Raw genomic sequence first — 14,297 nt, 5'->3', positions numbered from 1 at the left:
GCCGGTCAGGCGGCGCGGCCCAGGCGGGTGAAGGACACCGCGAAGACGGTCGACGCGATCCACCCGAGGATGGTGCAGAGATTCAACAGCCATTCGAGGAGTACGCCGTCGCGTTCCGACCCCGGATACCAGGTGGACCGCTGGTGCAGGTCGATCAGCGGGACCACCGTGTCGACGGCGTAGAAGAACGGGCTCAGGCAGCGGACCTTGCCGTTGCCGCAGTCACCGGGCGGCTCGTGCTCGTCCGGCAGGGGCCGCGCGCCGGCCGTGGTGAAGACCAGCGCGTTCTGGTCGGTGGCCCGCATCTGCGCCTGCACGCCGGGCACGCTCAGCCCGGCGGTGACCGCGGCGATCAGCGCCACCAGCAGGTAGAGCGCCCGTTGCGGCCGGAAACCGTACCGCACCGTGACGTCCTGCAGCAGGTCGACGAGCCGCCGCCGGCCGGTGCGCAGCCGCCGGGCCCGTCTGCGCTGGGCCACCAGCACGGTGTCCGCGCCGTCGACGTCACCGGCCGTACGCAGGACCGCCGCGAGGTGCTCCCAGGCGCGGGGGTCGTACCGGGTCATCCGGTCGAGCCAGGCGATCCGGGCGTCGGCGTCCCACACCGCCTCACCGTGCCAGGCGACCGCCTCGAACCGTTCGTAGGCGAACCCGCCGAGGTAGGAGTCGGCGGGCCAGTCCTGGTCGGGCCGGTCGGCGAGGTAGGCGGTGGACGCGCCGGTGAAGTCGACGCCGCCCGAGGTGACGTGCCAGCCCAGGTTCACCCCGCCGCGGATGACGGCGGAGACGGCGTCGACGGCGGTGGCCCGGCCACCCGGCGGCTCCGCGCCCGGTGACCAGGTGAGGGTCGCGCCGTCGGCGCGCAGCCGGCCGCCGATGACGGCCCGGTTCAGCACGACCCGCCCGACCGAACGGAACCGCCCGCACAGCCGCACGTTGCCGGTCACCTGGGCCATGTGCAGGCTCACCGTCGGCCCGCCCGGGTTGGTGACGAAGGCGTCCTCGGCGTCGACGACCCCGGTGATCGCGGCGCCGCGGAACGCCAGCGACCCACCGAGCGCGGACACGCCGCGCAGCTGCACGTCGCCGGTGACGGTCAGGTTGACGGCGGACAGGCAGCGCCGGTCGTGCGGCTCGGCGAACGACGTCCGGTCCAGACGGAGCGGGCCGTCGATGCGGGCGCTGTCGAGCAGCACCGTCCCCTCCACCGAGGCGTCCCGGCCGTCGAGGCCGCCACCGAGCCGGGCCTGGCTGAGGTCGACCGCCGTGTCCCGCGGGTTCCACAGCGCCCCGGCCAGGTGGATCCCGCCGTCGAGCTGCGCGCCGGGCAGCAGCGCACCGCGTACCACCGTGTCGCCCTCGATCCGCACCGTCCCGTGGACGGTGAGCCGCGGGGCCACCAGGACGGCCCGCCCGGTGTGCGCGGCCACCGAGTACGAACGCACGCTGCTGCCCGGCGGCGGGGCGGTCAGGTCGGCGTTGCGGATCACGAGAGCGCCCTGGATCGTCGTGTGGCTCAGCTCGATCCGGCCGTGCACGCGGCAGCGGCCGCCGGTGCGTGCCGAGTCCAGCAGGAAGACGCTGCCACCGATGCTCGCCTCGGCCAGGTCGATGGCGCGGCCGTCGGCCGGGCTGAACCGTGCGTCCATCACGTCGAGCGAGCCGCCGAGCCGCATGGCCAGCAGGCGCAGCTCCCCGGTGGCCCGGAAGCCCCTGGTCATCCGGAGGTTCCCGGCGATCCGGACCCGTTCGGCGTGCAGGGCGCGGCCGGTGGGCGGCAGGATCCGGGTGCCGGTCAGGGCGACGCTGCCGCCGATGTCGGCGTCGCTGAGCCAGATGCTCGCCGGCCGGCCACCGGCGGTCGGGGTGGCGATGTCACCGTCGATCGTCATGCCGGTCAGGACCAGATCACGCATGATCCGCACGCCGGAGGCGAGCAGCCCCGGCAGGGTGGCCGGCCGGGCCGCGGCCGGGTCGCCGGTGATCACCAGCTCGTGCAGCTCCGCGCCCTGCACGGTGACCGGCTCGGTGAACGTGCAGGAGGTGAAGCGGAGCGGGATCGGCACGGCACACGTGCGCAGGTCGAGCCGGCCGGTGATCCTGGCCCCGGCCAGCCGGAACCCGAACGGGTCGGCCTCGCCGGCGGCCAGGCACGCGGCGCGCACGTCGGCCGCGTCGACGTCGGCGCCGGCACAGTCCAGGCCGCGGCGGGCCCGTGACGCGGCGAGCAGTTGCGGGACGAAGGGCTCGTCCGGCCGCAGCGACACCCCACCGGACCCGTCCATGCGTACACCTTAGGAAGTGCGGGTCACCTCGGGGATCCGGGTCACCGCGGCCACGCCGAGCAGGCCGAGCACGGCCAGGAGGACGAACAGGGCGCGGTAGCCGCCGCAGCGACGTCCGCCAGGCCGTGGCGGCGCCGTCCGATTCGACCTGAGGGGTGACGCGGTCGTGCGGGAGGCTCTCCGCCCGCCGGGGATCACGACGGCGAGGAGTCGATCAGTACGGGATTCACGTCCGATCACCGTCGGCACGGCTTCGTCGGCCGGGCAGCCCGGCCGTCACCGCTCGGGTGAGGCCACCGGATGCCGGTTGAGGTATTCAGCGGCGAGCCCTCGAAGGTCGAGGTTGGGCAGCAGCCGATTGTCCCGTGGTGTACCGACGCTCACCAGGCGCGGCCGTCCGGCCGGTCCGGTGACGCCGGACTCCTCCTCCACGGACTGTTCGATGGCATGCAGCTCCGGCACGACGAGCCCTACGGTGGCGCCCACGCCGACCGTCACGAGAAGAACACGCCCGGCCTCGGGGTCGGCCGGGCGCCGGCGGTTGAGCAGCGCGGGCAGGTCGATCAGCGGAATCGTCGTCCTGCTGTGGGTGAACATGCCGCCGTCGAGGCTGAACTCGATGACGGCCTGTGACCGGCTGATGGCGGCCACCTTGCTGCGGAACTCCGCGGTGCGATGCTGTTCTTCCGTGATGTCAGCGGCGAACTTGAAGACCTTGGACGGCCGCCCGTCGGGCCCCAGAACGGGGTTGTACGACGCGAGGAGCCATACCTCCCGGTCGCCCTTCGCCATACGCTTGAACTCGCCCGGCACGAAATCGCCACGACCCAGCCGTTTCCAGAAGTCACTGTAGTCCTGCCGGTCGGCGGAGCCCGGCGGCATGAACATGCGGTGGTGCCGGCCGACGATCTCGTCGAGGGTGTAACCCATGGTGTCGAGGAAGTTCTGGTTGGCGTCCAGAATCGTGCCGTCCATATCGAACTCGATCATGGCTCTCGAGCGGCTGACGGCGGCGATCTTGCCCTCGAACTCGGCGGTCCGCTGTCGGTCGGCGGTGATGTCGGCGGCGAACTTCACGATCTTGACCGGTCGGCCGTCGGGCCCGAGGATCGGATTGTAGGTGGCTCGCAGCCACACCGGCCGGCCGTCCTTGGCCACCCTGAGGTAGACCCCGCCCTGGTACTGGCCGTCGCTCAGCCTGTTCCAGAAATCGCGGTATCCGGGGCCGCGCGCTTCCTGGTCCGGTACGAAGATCCGGTGGTGCTGTCCGACCACCTCCTCGCGCGTGTAGCCCATGGTCGCCAGGAAGTTCTGGTTGACCTCCAGGATGGTGCCCGAGAGGTCGAATTCGATCACCGCTTGGGACCGGCCGAGTGCCGTGACCTTGGCTCGGTCCTCGACGGCCTGTCGAGGCGAGGCCTGATCGGCCGATTCCGTGGTACGGTCCTCGGCCGCCAGCAGCACGACACCATCGTCCACCGCGGCCGCCGTCACGGCGAGCACTCGCTGCCGCTCCGAATCCGGCCATGCCACCACCTCGATCGGCCCGGCGACGTCCTGCCCCGCGCCGACCACCGACTGGACGGCCTGCGAGGGCACCCCCCACAACACGCCCAGTGGCTCCCCGATGACCTCGTCGTCCGGCCTGCCCGACAACGCGCAGAAGCCGGTGTCCGCGGACCGGACCGTCGCGGTGGTCACGTCGACAGTCGCCATGCAGAACCGGTGGACGGCGACCCGGGCCGCGGCACGCTCAGTGCGGCGCCGGACAGGGAGGACTTCGAGATCCGCATCTTCTGCTCCTCGACCTTGACGGGGTGTAGTTCGGCCCACGATCGCCATGCCCGGTTTCGACCGCGGGCTACATTGCTGAGGTTGCGTTGCCGGCCTCCATCGGCCGGAAAGGTTCAGAGCTGAAGCATCGGCCGGTCGGACATCTCCGCCTTCGGGCCGGGCCGCCGGGCTTGAGGACCGCAGACGGTCCTCAATTCCGCGCCGACGTGTTCGGTGTCGCAGTGGAGGGCCCGTCGCCTGGGCGATGCATCCTCTGACGTGGTCTCAGGTCGTGCCCCAGAGTCGCCACGGAGCCCTTGACTTCTTCTCGACCTGCCTCGGCAGCAGGGTACGGAGGTGGTCCGCCAGCTCCGGCATGTAGTTCGGCTTCGCAATCCAGGCGGCCACGCCGGCGACTCGTGCGAGTTCGGCGTCCATCTCTGCCGTGCGATCGGTCAGGATGATGATCGGGACGGGGCGGGACGCGCGGGATCCCTGTATCCGGCGGCAGAATTCCAGACAGTTCGATCGGACGAGATCCTGGTCGAGGACGATCAGATCCGGGGGCGTGGCTGCTGCGGATTCGGTGGCACTGTCGCGGTCGGCGGCACTCCTCGTGTGATATCCGATGACTCCCAACATGCAATTGAGGAATGCGAGCGTCCAGTCGTCGCGCGTGGCAACCAGGATCGTGCGCGGCTCTTCCCGGCGCGACGTGCCATCGGCTCCGGCGAGCCGCTCGACATCCGGCACCGATCGCTCGGCAGGCGTCATGGGGTCTCCTCTCGCGACGGTGATCTGGTCGAGGGGTCGTTCGGCGGCCCCGACATCGCAGGCGGCCGGCCGGCGATCAATCCCGGTATCGGGTCCTCGTTCGCGAGGCTTCGGCGGCTGCGACGTAGAAGTCGTCGTCGAACGTCTTGCCCGTCGCGATCATGAGGGCGATCTCGCGTCCGAGGCGGTCGAGGCATGGCAGAAGCGCGATGGCCTGGCCGATTCGTCTGTCGTCGAGCAGGCACACCGTGCCCACGGTGTCGCCCTGCACCCGCAGTGGCACTCCCACATAGGCGGTCATGCCGTCCGCCCGAGCCGCCGGACCGTCGGAGCCGGCGTGCCAGGCGGGAAGATCTTCGATCACCAGTGGCCGTCCGGCGATGACGACCTGGGCGCACGGCGACCGCAGGCGGGGTGTCGATCGAGCCGTCTCACGCGGGCACGGCAGGCCATGGCTGCCGAGTATCCGGACAGCGTCGCATCGGACGAGGCTCACGGCGGCCGCCTTCACCTCGAAGATTCGTGTCAATATTCGTGCCGCGATCCGGAGGTCCACCGTGAGAGCCGCGCCGGCGTCGACCATGCGCGCGGTAACCGCACCGATGAGGGCCGGCCGTCGCGCCTCCGAGGCGACGACCCGAGGCGGCACCGATGGGCGATCTTGACAGAAGGCGCTGGTGGAGCTGTGCTCCGGCCGCGCCGGTGTGGCGAGTGGGTGGAAACGTTCACCGGGTTTCATCTCTGCTCGGTCTCCTCATCTCGTCGCTGAGCCTGTTGCCGCCTTCGGGAAATGGATGAGCACCGCGGGGGTGGCGCCGGGCTCCGGTCACCTTCCTTCGGGTGGACGGCGACTCGGAGCGCCTCGCCGGCACAATTCGGACGGAAAGGTTCAGTCCTGAAACATTCCTTGGCTGAATTGGATCAGCCGACGGGCTGGGGTGGAGGAGGCGAGCGTTGCAGCGCCACGGCGCTGTCACCGGGAAGCAGCCAGGGCCCCGGCTGACGCGCTCGTTTTCGAGCCGAACCTTTCCGCGGCAAAGGCCGGGCCCGCACCGATCTTCCTGCCGGAATGCTTCAGCTCGGAAGAAACGGCCGCCCACTAGAGCGATACTGTTCGGATGCCGGATATCGAGGTCACCGCCGCGGTGCTGGGCCGGATCATTGTGCAGGCGGGCCGCATACTCGATGTCCCGTTCGGTGAAGTGCTCGAACGTTACGGTCTCACCCGCAACGCGTGGTGGTTGTTGACCGAGTTGTACCGCACGCGAGACGAAGAGCCGGCCGCAATCGGCGAGTACGCCCGGCGCAGCGGCCTCGCCGCCTCATCCGCCACCATCGCCACGGAACAACTCACCAAACGCAAGCTGGTTCGACGCCGGCAGCCCAAGGACAACCGGCGGACGACCCTGGTGAACATCACGGGCGCCGGCGTGAGCCTCGTCGAAAGCGCGCGATCGGACCTGGAGCGGTCCGTGGCCGGGCTCTACGACCTTTTCGACAGCGACGACCGCCGTTTGCTGCAGGGGCTGCTGACCCGCATCGTCACCCGCGGCGTACATCGATCCGAGCTGCAGGTCTGAATGCTGGTGCACCGTTCCCGGTTCAACCGGTGTCGGCGTCGCAGCCGACACTCCCGGCGCATGGGGTCGGAAGCGTGAACCAGACCAGGGAGCCGTGACCGGGATCCGCTTCCAGCCCGACCGTGCCGCCGTGCCGCCGGACCACCCGGTGGACCAGCGCGAGACCCAGGTCGAAACCGGTGAGTTCCCGCAGCCCGCCACGAGTTCGGCCGAGCTCTGCGCTTCCCCCAGGCGGCACACCGACTCCGTTGTCCACAACCTCGATACGGCACGTCGGCCCATCCGCCGGGACCGCTCGTATCGACACCCGTGCGGGCCGGCCCGGAACTGCACGGTCGATGGCGTACCCGATGAGGTTGTCGAACACCTGTCGCAGCAGTGTCGCGTCGCCGTGCACCGCCGGAAGGTCGGCGATCGCGATCCGCGGCGCCGGACCTGTGCTGGAGCCGTTGCGGCCGGCCGCCACCTCGGCTGCCAGAGCGGTCAGATCCACGTGGCCGGGACGCAGCGCCACGCTGTCGGCTACCGCGTAGGCCACCAGTTTGTCGTTCAGTTCCCGGATTCGACGCACGTTGGTCTGCACGGTCTCCAGCAGGGCGTGTTGCTCCGCGGAGAACCGTGTGCCCGCCCGGGTCCGTAGAGCCTCGGCCTCCGCGGCCACTTCGGCCAGCAGCGCCCGTAGCTGAAGGGCCAGACATCCGACGACCGCCGGAAGGCCGGTTGCGGCCTCCAGAGAGAGGCTGTCGACGAGTTGCCCGCGACGCTGGTGCGCCCAGCGGGCCGCGGTGACCACGGCAGCCTCGCGCTGTGAGTGATCCCGGTCGGCAGCGAGCGCGGCGGTGAGGGCGGACAACAGGATGACCAGCGTCAAGGTGGCACTCAGGCCGACATAGGCATCTGGTGAGAGAGCCAAGAAGAACCCCCGGGTACGACGATCCCGCGGTGAACGGGATGTACGACGATGGGGGGATTTCGCTGAGCATGCGGGGTCGTGTCCCTCGTGGGCCAGGGCCGAAGGTCCCGTCCGGGCAGGACTTCGGTTCATTCGGCTGCCTCGGGGCAGGCCGTCGGCAACGTGATCCGGAACCGGCTCCCCCCTCCGTGGTTGCCGTCGACGTCGATGAACCCGCCGTGCCGCTCCACAGCCCGGCGAACGATGGCCAGTCCCAGCCCGGTGCCCGGGTAGCGCTCGCTGCCGCCCACCCGCGTGAAGGGATCGAAGACATGCGCCCGCTGCTCCGGCGCGATCCCTATACCATGGTCGGCGACCTCGACGCGGCACATCGACCGGCCTTCGTGCACCGCGCTTATCTCGACCGCGGCCGGTGTTCCGGGCTCGGTGTACTTCACGGCGTTGCCGATGAGATTCTCGAAGATCTGGCGCAACAGCGTCGGATCCCCGTGGACGGTCGGCAGGGCCGCCACGTCGATCCGGGGAGGATGCCCGGACCGGGACGCGCGCCACTCCTCGGCGATCTCCGAGACCAGGGAGTGCAGGTCCACCTCGATGGCGTGCAGTGTCGCACTGTCCGCGGTGGCGTACGCCAGCAGATCCTCGAGCAGGGTGTGCATCCGGCGGGTGCCGGCATGCAGCCGGTCGAGGAATCCGCGATGGTCCTCGGTGAGAAGGCCGGCGGCCTCGTCACGCAGCACGTCCACGTAGCCGGCAACCGTGGCCAGCGGGGCGCGCAGATCGTGGGCGACGACGCCGGCGAAGCCGACCAGTTCCAGCTCCCTCATCCGCAACTGCTGCTCGATCTCCTCGCGCCGGCGGATGTCCGCTTCGAGAGCGGCCGTAGCCCTGACCACCTCCCGGGCAGCCCGGTTGCGGGAGAACCACGATACGGTGACCGGGACTGCGAGCAGGGATGCCATGACCGCGCCCAGGATGGCGGCGGTGGCGTGCAAACCGACCCCGGTGGGCGGAAGCAACGAGACCGTGGGGCGGATGTCCAGGCGCCAGCTCCGTTGCGGAACGGCGATCGTCACCTCTCTGCCGTCCACCGAGGGATCCACCTGGTCAGGCCGCCAGTCGGCGACGGTGACGACCGACGTGCCGAGTTCGGAAAGCTTCACATCGGCGTCGTCTCCGGCGGCCAGCCCGATGGCCTCCCTCAGGAAGTCGGTGCCCCGCAAAGCCATCACCACCCATCCCGTACCGGGCTCGCCCACCGGCGCCGCGAGGAGGAACGACAGTTGCTGCTCGGCGGCCGGCAGAGCCGCGTCACGCAGGAGCCGATAAGCCCGGCTCATCGCCATCTCCCCGGTGTTCCGTGCCCGGACCAGGACGTCCCGTGCCGCCGGGACCGCGGCGGCGTCGATACCGAGCCGAGGCGGCAGGCCGTCCAGCGGGCGGGTGAGCACCGAGAAGTAGTGTTCACCCGCACCGATGGGAAGCACGCCGAGAGCGGGGTCGCCGAGTTCACGCCATCGGGCCTGGACCGCCGGCACATCGGCGGTCTCGGCGGCCACGACGAAGCTCACCGTGGCGGCTCCCGGGAGCCGGTCACGGGTGAGCGGCTCGGTCAGGTCCGCGAAGCCGGCCGCATCGAGCCGCTCCAGCACCGCCACGGCCGCCGCCACGTCGGCCAGTGCCACGCGGTAGCGTTCGATCTCCGCGGTCACGGAGCGTTCGATCACCTCGGCCTTGTGCTCGAACAGCGTCTCGGCGCTGCCGTGGACGATCCGGTAGATACCGAAGCTCGAAGCCGCGGCCGTGGTCAGGAACACCATGACGCCGACCAGGACGAGAAGCCAACCGCTCGGCCATCTGGGGGCCCACCGCCGGGTATGTGCTGCCAGCGACGGGTGTCCGAATCGATTCATCCGACAACCTCCGGCCTCTTGGCGACTGGTGGAGCCGCCGACGAATCCGGGGGGTGCAGAGAGACTGGCTCCGCGGGGCACCCTTCGAACAGGGTCGAAAGTCCCTGGCAGTACGCCCTGTCGGTGGCCTATACGTTATGGGTCGGGGCCTGCTGTGCCGTGCCGTCGCCAGCGGTCACACGGAGACTCCGTCGCAGGGCGAAGATCATCACCGCCGCGGGTACGAAGTGCAGCCCGGCCAGCGCGACGACGGTCGGTGTGCCCGCCCCGGAGACGACCGGGGGGATCAGCGAGATCGCGGTCAGCGCCACCGCCGTCACCACGAAGCGTCGGGCGGGCCGGGCGCTCCACCGTCGCAGCGCCACCGCGAGGACCACGCTGGCGGCCGAGAAGAACGCCGTCACCACCGCGAACCCCGCCAGTGGGATCGTCTCGCCGCCGTCGGGGACCGCGAAGTCGACGCCGGCGGCCCCGGCGAGCGCCGCGGCCAGGGTGGTGGCCGCCACCGCGACGACGGCGGCTACCGTGCCGGTGGCGAGGGGATCGGTCCTGCGCATGAGGTGTTCTCCAGGGTGGGTCCGGGACGGGTGGGCGAGGATGACACGCGCGCCGCGGCGCAGCGTGAGCGTCGGCACGGCTACTCGGCGGGCAGACGGTCCGGCAGCCCGAGCCCCGCGAACCGGTCGGCGTGGAAGATGGTGACCTCGGTGATCGCCCCGCCGCTGATCCGCAGCACGTCGAGCGTCAGCGGCAGGTACGCCCCCTGGTCCGCCCGCCAGTGGTAGAAGGCGATCGCGGGCTGCCGGTTCACCGCCGTCGCCACCCCGCGCAGGCCCGTCATCTCGGCGAACCCGTCGTCGATCCAGTTGCCCAGCACCGAGTCCCGGCCCAGGTGCAGCCCGGGGGTGGGCGGCATCGACGAGCGGACGTCGTCGCGCAGCAGCGCGGTCAGCGCCGGGATGTCGGTGGCCACGCTCGCCTCGGTGAACCGGCGGACCAGCTCCCGTGTCCCCGTGTCCTCCTCGCCGCCGGCCCAGTCCTGCCGCTCGGCGGGCAGATGTTCCCGCATCCCGGCGCGGGCCCGCTGCAGCGCCGAGTTCACCGAGTTGACCGAGTCGCCGAGCAGCTCCGCCACGTCCTTGGCGGGCCAGCCGAGCACGTCACGCAGGATCAGCACGGCCCGTGGCCGCGGCGCGAGATGCTGCACCGCGACCAGGTAGGCCAGCTCGATCGTCTCCCGCGCCACGGCCAGCGACTCCGGCTCGTCGGCGCCGGCCGCGGGCAGCTCGTCGAGGAGCCGGTCGGGGTACGGCTGCAGCCACCGCACCTCGCCACCGGACGCCGGCTCCGGGCGGCACCTGGCGAGCAGATCCAGGCAGGCGTTGGTGGCGATCCGGTAGAGCCACGCCCGGAACGTCGACCGCCCCTCGAACGTCTCGCGCCGCCGCCACGCCCGCAGGAACGTCTCCTGCACGGTGTCCTCGGCGTCCTCGAACGAGCCGAGCATCCGGTAGCAGTGCACGTGCAGCTCCCGCCGGTGCCGTTCGGCCAGCCCGGCGAACTCCGGCTCGTCGACCTCGCCCGGACCGCTCACGTCCCGCTCCTCCAGCCGCATGTCCGCACCCATCACCCGTCATCCTTCCTCGTCGGCGAACCCTGTCGTACGTATGACGGGGACTGGCGCGAGAACTCATCACCGGGCGCGTGACCGGGCCCGCGCCGTCCCGCCGAGCGCCACGGCGACCAGGCCGAACAGCACGCCCGCGTAACCGCCGACCACCCCGTTGCCGGTGCCCGGCCCGCCGTCGGCGGTGGCGAGCACCCACACCCCGGCGATCAGGCCGGCCGCCCCGGCGGCCAGCGCGATCAGTGAGTTCCGTGATCGGCCCGCGGCGGCCCGGGAATGGGCCCGCCAGCCGGTGACCACGCCGGCCAGGGCGACCACGGCGGCCAGTGTGGCCACCGCCCGGTCGACGGTCAGGGTGGCGCCGACGTCGGCGGACTCGGCAAGATGCAGCAGCTCGACCATGATGGCCCCCTCGTGGATCCGGATGGAATGTCACCCATCGTGGCCGTCCGGCCGGCCGGGGGCATCGTGCGGACGCCGACACCTCCGCTGCCACGGATGTGGACGCCGGCTACCACGCGCGTGGTAGCCGGCACAGAAAACGGGGCAGATCAACGACAATCGAGCCGTGTAGGGTCCGGGGCGTGATAGTGCAGTCCGTCGTCTCAGCGGCGAGTTCCGACAACAGCGTGTCGTACAGCATCGGCTTCGCGGTGGGCAGGATCCTCTGCTGCCTCATCGTCGTCGGCGCCATCGGGGGCGCGATCGTGATGGCGATCCGGTCGGTTCGCGCGCGCACCGCGCCGAAGGGCTACGGGCCGCCGCCCTACCCGCCGCAGCAGGGCTACTACCCGCCGCCGGGCCAGCCGCCGCAGGGCGGCTACTACCCGCCGGGCCAGGAGCCGCCGGGTGGTTATTACCCGCCGCCGGGCCAGCAGCCGCCGGGTGGCTACTACCCGCCGCCGGGGCAGCCGCCGACCCCGCCGCCGCCCTACGGCGAGTACCCTCCGCAGCCCTACGGCGGATATCCGCCGCCGCCCGGCGACAACCCGCCGCCTCCGCCGCCTACCGATCCGCCGCCGTACCGTCCGTAGGGGCGCCCAGCTCGAAGTCGGCCCGCCGTGACTCCACCCCGTTGACCTGCAGCGCGATCGCGTGGCCGCCGGGGTGGTAACGGCGTGTCGTGATGGGACGGAACGAGTGCTCCCGTACCACCTCGATCCGTTCTCCCGGCGCGAGCGTGCCGGTGGTGAGCTTGAAGGTCCTGCCGGTCTGACCGCCGTTGGCCTTGCGATGGTGCACGACGTAGTCGATCGTGAGCCTCGCCTGTTCGGCGCCGGTGTTGCGGATCGCGGCGGTGAACCGGACGCTGCCACCGAACGGGACACTCGTACGGTCCAGATGCGGCCCGTCGACCTCGACGGTGGCGGCGCCGAACCCGAGCAGCTCCAGCGCCTCCGGATGTCCGCGTTTGATCAGCGTGCGCAGTCCGTGGCGGACGACCCGGCCGGTGTCCGGGCCCGGGTCGGCCAGCCAGCGGCGGGCGGTGCCGACGACCAGCCCGGGGTGGTCGCGGCTCAGATCGTTGAGGTGGTTGGCGACCGACCGGCGGACGTACTCGCTGTCGTCGCGGTAGAGGGCGTCCAGGATCGGCACCGTCGCCCCGGGCCGCGCCAGAATCTCCGGCACCCGTGTCGACCAGGGCAGATAGGGCCGGGTGCCCTCGGAGGCGAGCCGGCGCACGTCGGTGTCCGCCGACCGGGTCCACCCGGCGACGATGCCGAGCGCCCGGTCCAGGTCGTGCCGCAGCAGCGCCCGGATCGCGAACTCCGCAGTGAGCCGCCCGGTGAGTTCGGCGAGCAGCGCCATCGCCGCGTCGAACGCCTCGGTCCCGCCGTCCTCGACCGCACGGGTGGCGACGGCGCCGGTGACCGGCCAGATCAGCCAGCCGGTGAACTCGGGGGCGAGGTCGCAGGCCCTGCGCACCGCCCGGTCCAGGTCGGCGTAGTCCCCGGGCAGGTCGGTGAGCAGGGCGTCGCGCAGCAGGTCGGCGCGTTCCCGCAGGCTCAGCGGGCCGATCCGGGACTCCGCGGCACGCAGGGCGGCCAGGTCGGCGCCGGGGACGGCGGTCCGGACGGCGCTGAGCAGGCTCGCGACAGTGCGCGGGCCGATGAGCTCGTCGGCGGTGGGCATGCCCGGGACTGTAGCGGCCCGGCCCCGGCTCAGCCGGCGGCGGTCAGCGCACGTGCCGGGCGATGATCCGGGCGCAGTCCAGCGACTCGGCGTGGGTGGTGTCGACCTCCACGTCGTACACCACGCCCTGATGTGCCACCTCCGCCTGCCGGGCGGCCATGCCGGGCGTCCGGTCGCCGCGGGCGATCTCGCGGGCCGCGGCGGCCTCCGGCGAGCACCGCACCCCCACCCACAGCACCTCCAGGCCGGCCAGGTGGCCGCGGAGCCGTTCCTGGGAGGCCCGACCGCCGAGGAACACGTCGTCGATGACGACCCGCGCGCCCGCCCTGGCCATCGCGGCGACCCCCGTGGTCCAGGCGGTCTCCAGAGGCCCCCACTGCTCGCCGACGACGACCTCACCGGCCGGTCCGAACGAGATCCCGGCCGTGGTGCCGACGAGAGCGGGCGGCAGCCGCTCGATCAGGTCGTCCACCCCGAGACTGATCCACGGATGCGGCAGGATCGACTGGAGACAGCGGACGATGCCGGTCTTCCCCGAGCTCGACCCTCCGTTGATCACGATGACCTCGGTGCCCATACGCCTGCTCCCGGTGGTGGTGTGACCGATATCGTCGACGGATGCGGGTGATCGAGATGACCTCCGAGCCGGCCGTCGCGGGCGACCGTGACACCGTCGGCGGCTGGCCTGTCCTGGACGCCGGTCAGTCGTGGCCGGAGTGCACGTGCGGGCGGCGGATGGCGCTGTTCTTCCAGATCGACGTGCCCGCCGACGTCGCGGTCTTCGGCGGCGAGCACCTGCTGGTCTTCCAGTGCCCGGTGCACAACGACGCCGCGTTCGGCCCGGCACGGCTGCCGGAGCGCTACTGGGAGACGCCGCTGGGCGGCAACGACACCGCGTTCTGGCGGATCCTGCGGCACCGCGGCGACGTGGTGGCCGCCGAGCCGGACCCGACCCTGCAGCCGTTGCGGCTGGTGCTGCGTGAGGCCGGGCCGGACGACGAGTGGGAGTTCCGGGTCGGTGGCGAGCCCGACTGGATCCAGGGCCCGGAGGAGCACACGTGCGCCTGCGGGGCCGCCCTGGAGTTCCTGGCGCAGGTGCCGGAGGACTTCGGGTTCCCGAAACGGCCCGAGGCGCCGGAGCAGATCGACTGTTTCGACTCCGACGCGTACGGGCTGTTCCTGGGCAACATGGTCTACCTGCTCGCCTGCCCGCGGCGCTGTGACGCGGCGGCGGCCTGGCCGGTGAATCAGAACTGACGCCGACGCCGGATCAGGGCGGCGGCCGAATCGGGACTGCGG

General features: G+C 71.6%; 14 protein-coding genes. 3 read left to right on the top strand and 11 right to left on the bottom strand.

Annotated features, from left to right (window positions below):
- Positions 1–5 precede the first annotated feature (5 nt).
- The 4 genes from BM290_RS10885 to BM290_RS10870 form a co-directional block, all read right to left on the bottom strand.
- The gene (locus BM290_RS10885) at positions 6–2,285 is read right to left on the bottom strand and encodes a hypothetical protein (RefSeq protein ID WP_093612750.1); all 2,280 of its coding nucleotides are present in this window, start codon (positions 2,283–2,285) and stop codon (positions 6–8) included.
- Between the two features lie 276 nt (positions 2,286–2,561).
- Entirely contained in the window at positions 2,562–4,127 is a 1,566-nt protein-coding gene (locus BM290_RS10880; RefSeq protein ID WP_093612748.1) for a PAS domain S-box protein, read from the bottom strand.
- 216 nt (positions 4,128–4,343) lie between these two features.
- On the bottom strand, positions 4,344–4,832 hold the full coding sequence (locus BM290_RS10875; RefSeq protein WP_093612746.1) for a response regulator: 489 nt from the start codon (positions 4,830–4,832) through the stop codon (positions 4,344–4,346).
- A gap of 76 nt (positions 4,833–4,908) precedes the next feature.
- A complete protein-coding gene (locus tag BM290_RS10870; protein ID WP_275413257.1) occupies positions 4,909–5,415 on the bottom strand; it encodes a GAF domain-containing protein in 507 nt (168 codons plus the stop codon).
- A gap of 535 nt (positions 5,416–5,950) precedes the next feature.
- Between BM290_RS10870 and BM290_RS10865 the strand changes: the two genes are divergently transcribed.
- A complete protein-coding gene (locus BM290_RS10865; RefSeq protein ID WP_093612742.1) occupies positions 5,951–6,412 on the top strand; it encodes a MarR family winged helix-turn-helix transcriptional regulator in 462 nt (153 codons plus the stop codon).
- Positions 6,413–6,434: 22 nt separating this feature from the next.
- Here the strand turns inward: BM290_RS10865 and BM290_RS10860 are convergent, their stop codons facing one another.
- From BM290_RS10860 to BM290_RS10840, 5 genes are all read right to left on the bottom strand, one after another.
- Complete coding sequence (locus BM290_RS10860) at positions 6,435–7,283, bottom strand: sensor histidine kinase (RefSeq protein WP_177319655.1); 849 nt, start codon at positions 7,281–7,283, stop codon at positions 6,435–6,437.
- Between the two features lie 170 nt (positions 7,284–7,453).
- The gene (locus tag BM290_RS10855) at positions 7,454–9,145 is read right to left on the bottom strand and encodes a sensor histidine kinase (RefSeq protein ID WP_143133694.1); all 1,692 of its coding nucleotides are present in this window, start codon (positions 9,143–9,145) and stop codon (positions 7,454–7,456) included.
- 221 nt (positions 9,146–9,366) lie between these two features.
- On the bottom strand, positions 9,367–9,795 hold the full coding sequence (locus BM290_RS10850) for a DUF6069 family protein (RefSeq protein ID WP_093613638.1): 429 nt from the start codon (positions 9,793–9,795) through the stop codon (positions 9,367–9,369).
- An 80-nt stretch (positions 9,796–9,875) separates the two neighbouring features.
- Positions 9,876–10,865 carry an RNA polymerase subunit sigma-70 gene (locus BM290_RS10845; protein ID WP_093612737.1) on the bottom strand — a complete coding sequence of 330 codons (990 nt, stop codon included), beginning with the start codon at positions 10,863–10,865 and terminating at the stop codon, positions 9,876–9,878.
- A gap of 66 nt (positions 10,866–10,931) precedes the next feature.
- Positions 10,932–11,267: a DUF6223 family protein gene (locus BM290_RS10840; protein ID WP_093612735.1), complete on the bottom strand. Its 336-nt coding sequence runs from the start codon at positions 11,265–11,267 to the stop codon at positions 10,932–10,934.
- Positions 11,268–11,449: 182 nt separating this feature from the next.
- Here BM290_RS10840 and BM290_RS48205 point away from each other — a divergent pair, with 182 nt between their 5' ends.
- Positions 11,450–11,899 (top strand): hypothetical protein, encoded by a 450-nt coding sequence (locus BM290_RS48205; protein ID WP_177319654.1) that lies wholly within the window; start codon positions 11,450–11,452, stop codon positions 11,897–11,899.
- Here BM290_RS48205 and BM290_RS10830 read toward each other — a convergent pair.
- Together BM290_RS10830 and cpt are read right to left on the bottom strand one after the other, a co-directional pair.
- Entirely contained in the window at positions 11,871–12,998 is a 1,128-nt protein-coding gene (locus tag BM290_RS10830) for a DNA alkylation repair protein (protein WP_093612731.1), read from the bottom strand. The two genes, BM290_RS48205 and BM290_RS10830, sit on opposite strands and share 29 nt — an antisense overlap.
- Positions 12,999–13,041: 43 nt before the next feature.
- Positions 13,042–13,575: a chloramphenicol phosphotransferase CPT gene (gene cpt, locus BM290_RS10825; protein WP_093612729.1), complete on the bottom strand. Its 534-nt coding sequence runs from the start codon at positions 13,573–13,575 to the stop codon at positions 13,042–13,044.
- A 41-nt stretch (positions 13,576–13,616) separates the two neighbouring features.
- On the opposite strand from cpt, the gene BM290_RS10820 reads away from it, so the two are divergent.
- A complete protein-coding gene (locus BM290_RS10820; protein WP_093612727.1) occupies positions 13,617–14,255 on the top strand; it encodes a hypothetical protein in 639 nt (212 codons plus the stop codon).
- Positions 14,256–14,297: the final 42 nt, after the last annotated feature.

The sequence above is a fragment of the Actinoplanes philippinensis genome (assembly GCF_900113015.1).
GTDB classification, from domain to species: domain Bacteria; phylum Actinomycetota; class Actinomycetes; order Mycobacteriales; family Micromonosporaceae; genus Actinoplanes; species Actinoplanes philippinensis.
This window is presented reverse-complemented; position numbering and strand designations above follow the sequence as displayed.

Bases quoted from the DNA above. Each gene is read 5' to 3' on its own strand.
- BM290_RS10870 (WP_275413257.1), bottom strand. From the start codon at position 5,415: ATGGTCGACGCCGGCGCGGCTCTCACGGTGGACCTCCGGATCGCGGCA.
- BM290_RS10885 (WP_093612750.1), bottom strand. From the start codon at position 2,285: ATGGACGGGTCCGGTGGGGTGTCGCTGCGGCCGGACGAGCCCTTCGTC.
- BM290_RS10830 (WP_093612731.1), bottom strand. From the start codon at position 12,998: ATGCCCACCGCCGACGAGCTCATCGGCCCGCGCACTGTCGCGAGCCTG.
- BM290_RS10840 (WP_093612735.1), bottom strand. From the start codon at position 11,267: ATGGTCGAGCTGCTGCATCTTGCCGAGTCCGCCGACGTCGGCGCCACC.
- BM290_RS10845 (WP_093612737.1), bottom strand. From the start codon at position 10,865: ATGGGTGCGGACATGCGGCTGGAGGAGCGGGACGTGAGCGGTCCGGGC.
- BM290_RS10855 (WP_143133694.1), bottom strand. From the start codon at position 9,145: ATGGTGTTCCTGACCACGGCCGCGGCTTCGAGCTTCGGTATCTACCGG.
- BM290_RS10865 (WP_093612742.1), top strand. From the start codon at position 5,951: ATGCCGGATATCGAGGTCACCGCCGCGGTGCTGGGCCGGATCATTGTG.
- BM290_RS10820 (WP_093612727.1), top strand. From the start codon at position 13,617: ATGCGGGTGATCGAGATGACCTCCGAGCCGGCCGTCGCGGGCGACCGT.
- cpt (WP_093612729.1), bottom strand. From the start codon at position 13,575: ATGGGCACCGAGGTCATCGTGATCAACGGAGGGTCGAGCTCGGGGAAG.
- BM290_RS10875 (WP_093612746.1), bottom strand. From the start codon at position 4,832: ATGACGCCTGCCGAGCGATCGGTGCCGGATGTCGAGCGGCTCGCCGGA.
- BM290_RS10850 (WP_093613638.1), bottom strand. From the start codon at position 9,795: ATGCGCAGGACCGATCCCCTCGCCACCGGCACGGTAGCCGCCGTCGTC.
- BM290_RS10880 (WP_093612748.1), bottom strand. From the start codon at position 4,127: ATGGCGATCGTGGGCCGAACTACACCCCGTCAAGGTCGAGGAGCAGAA.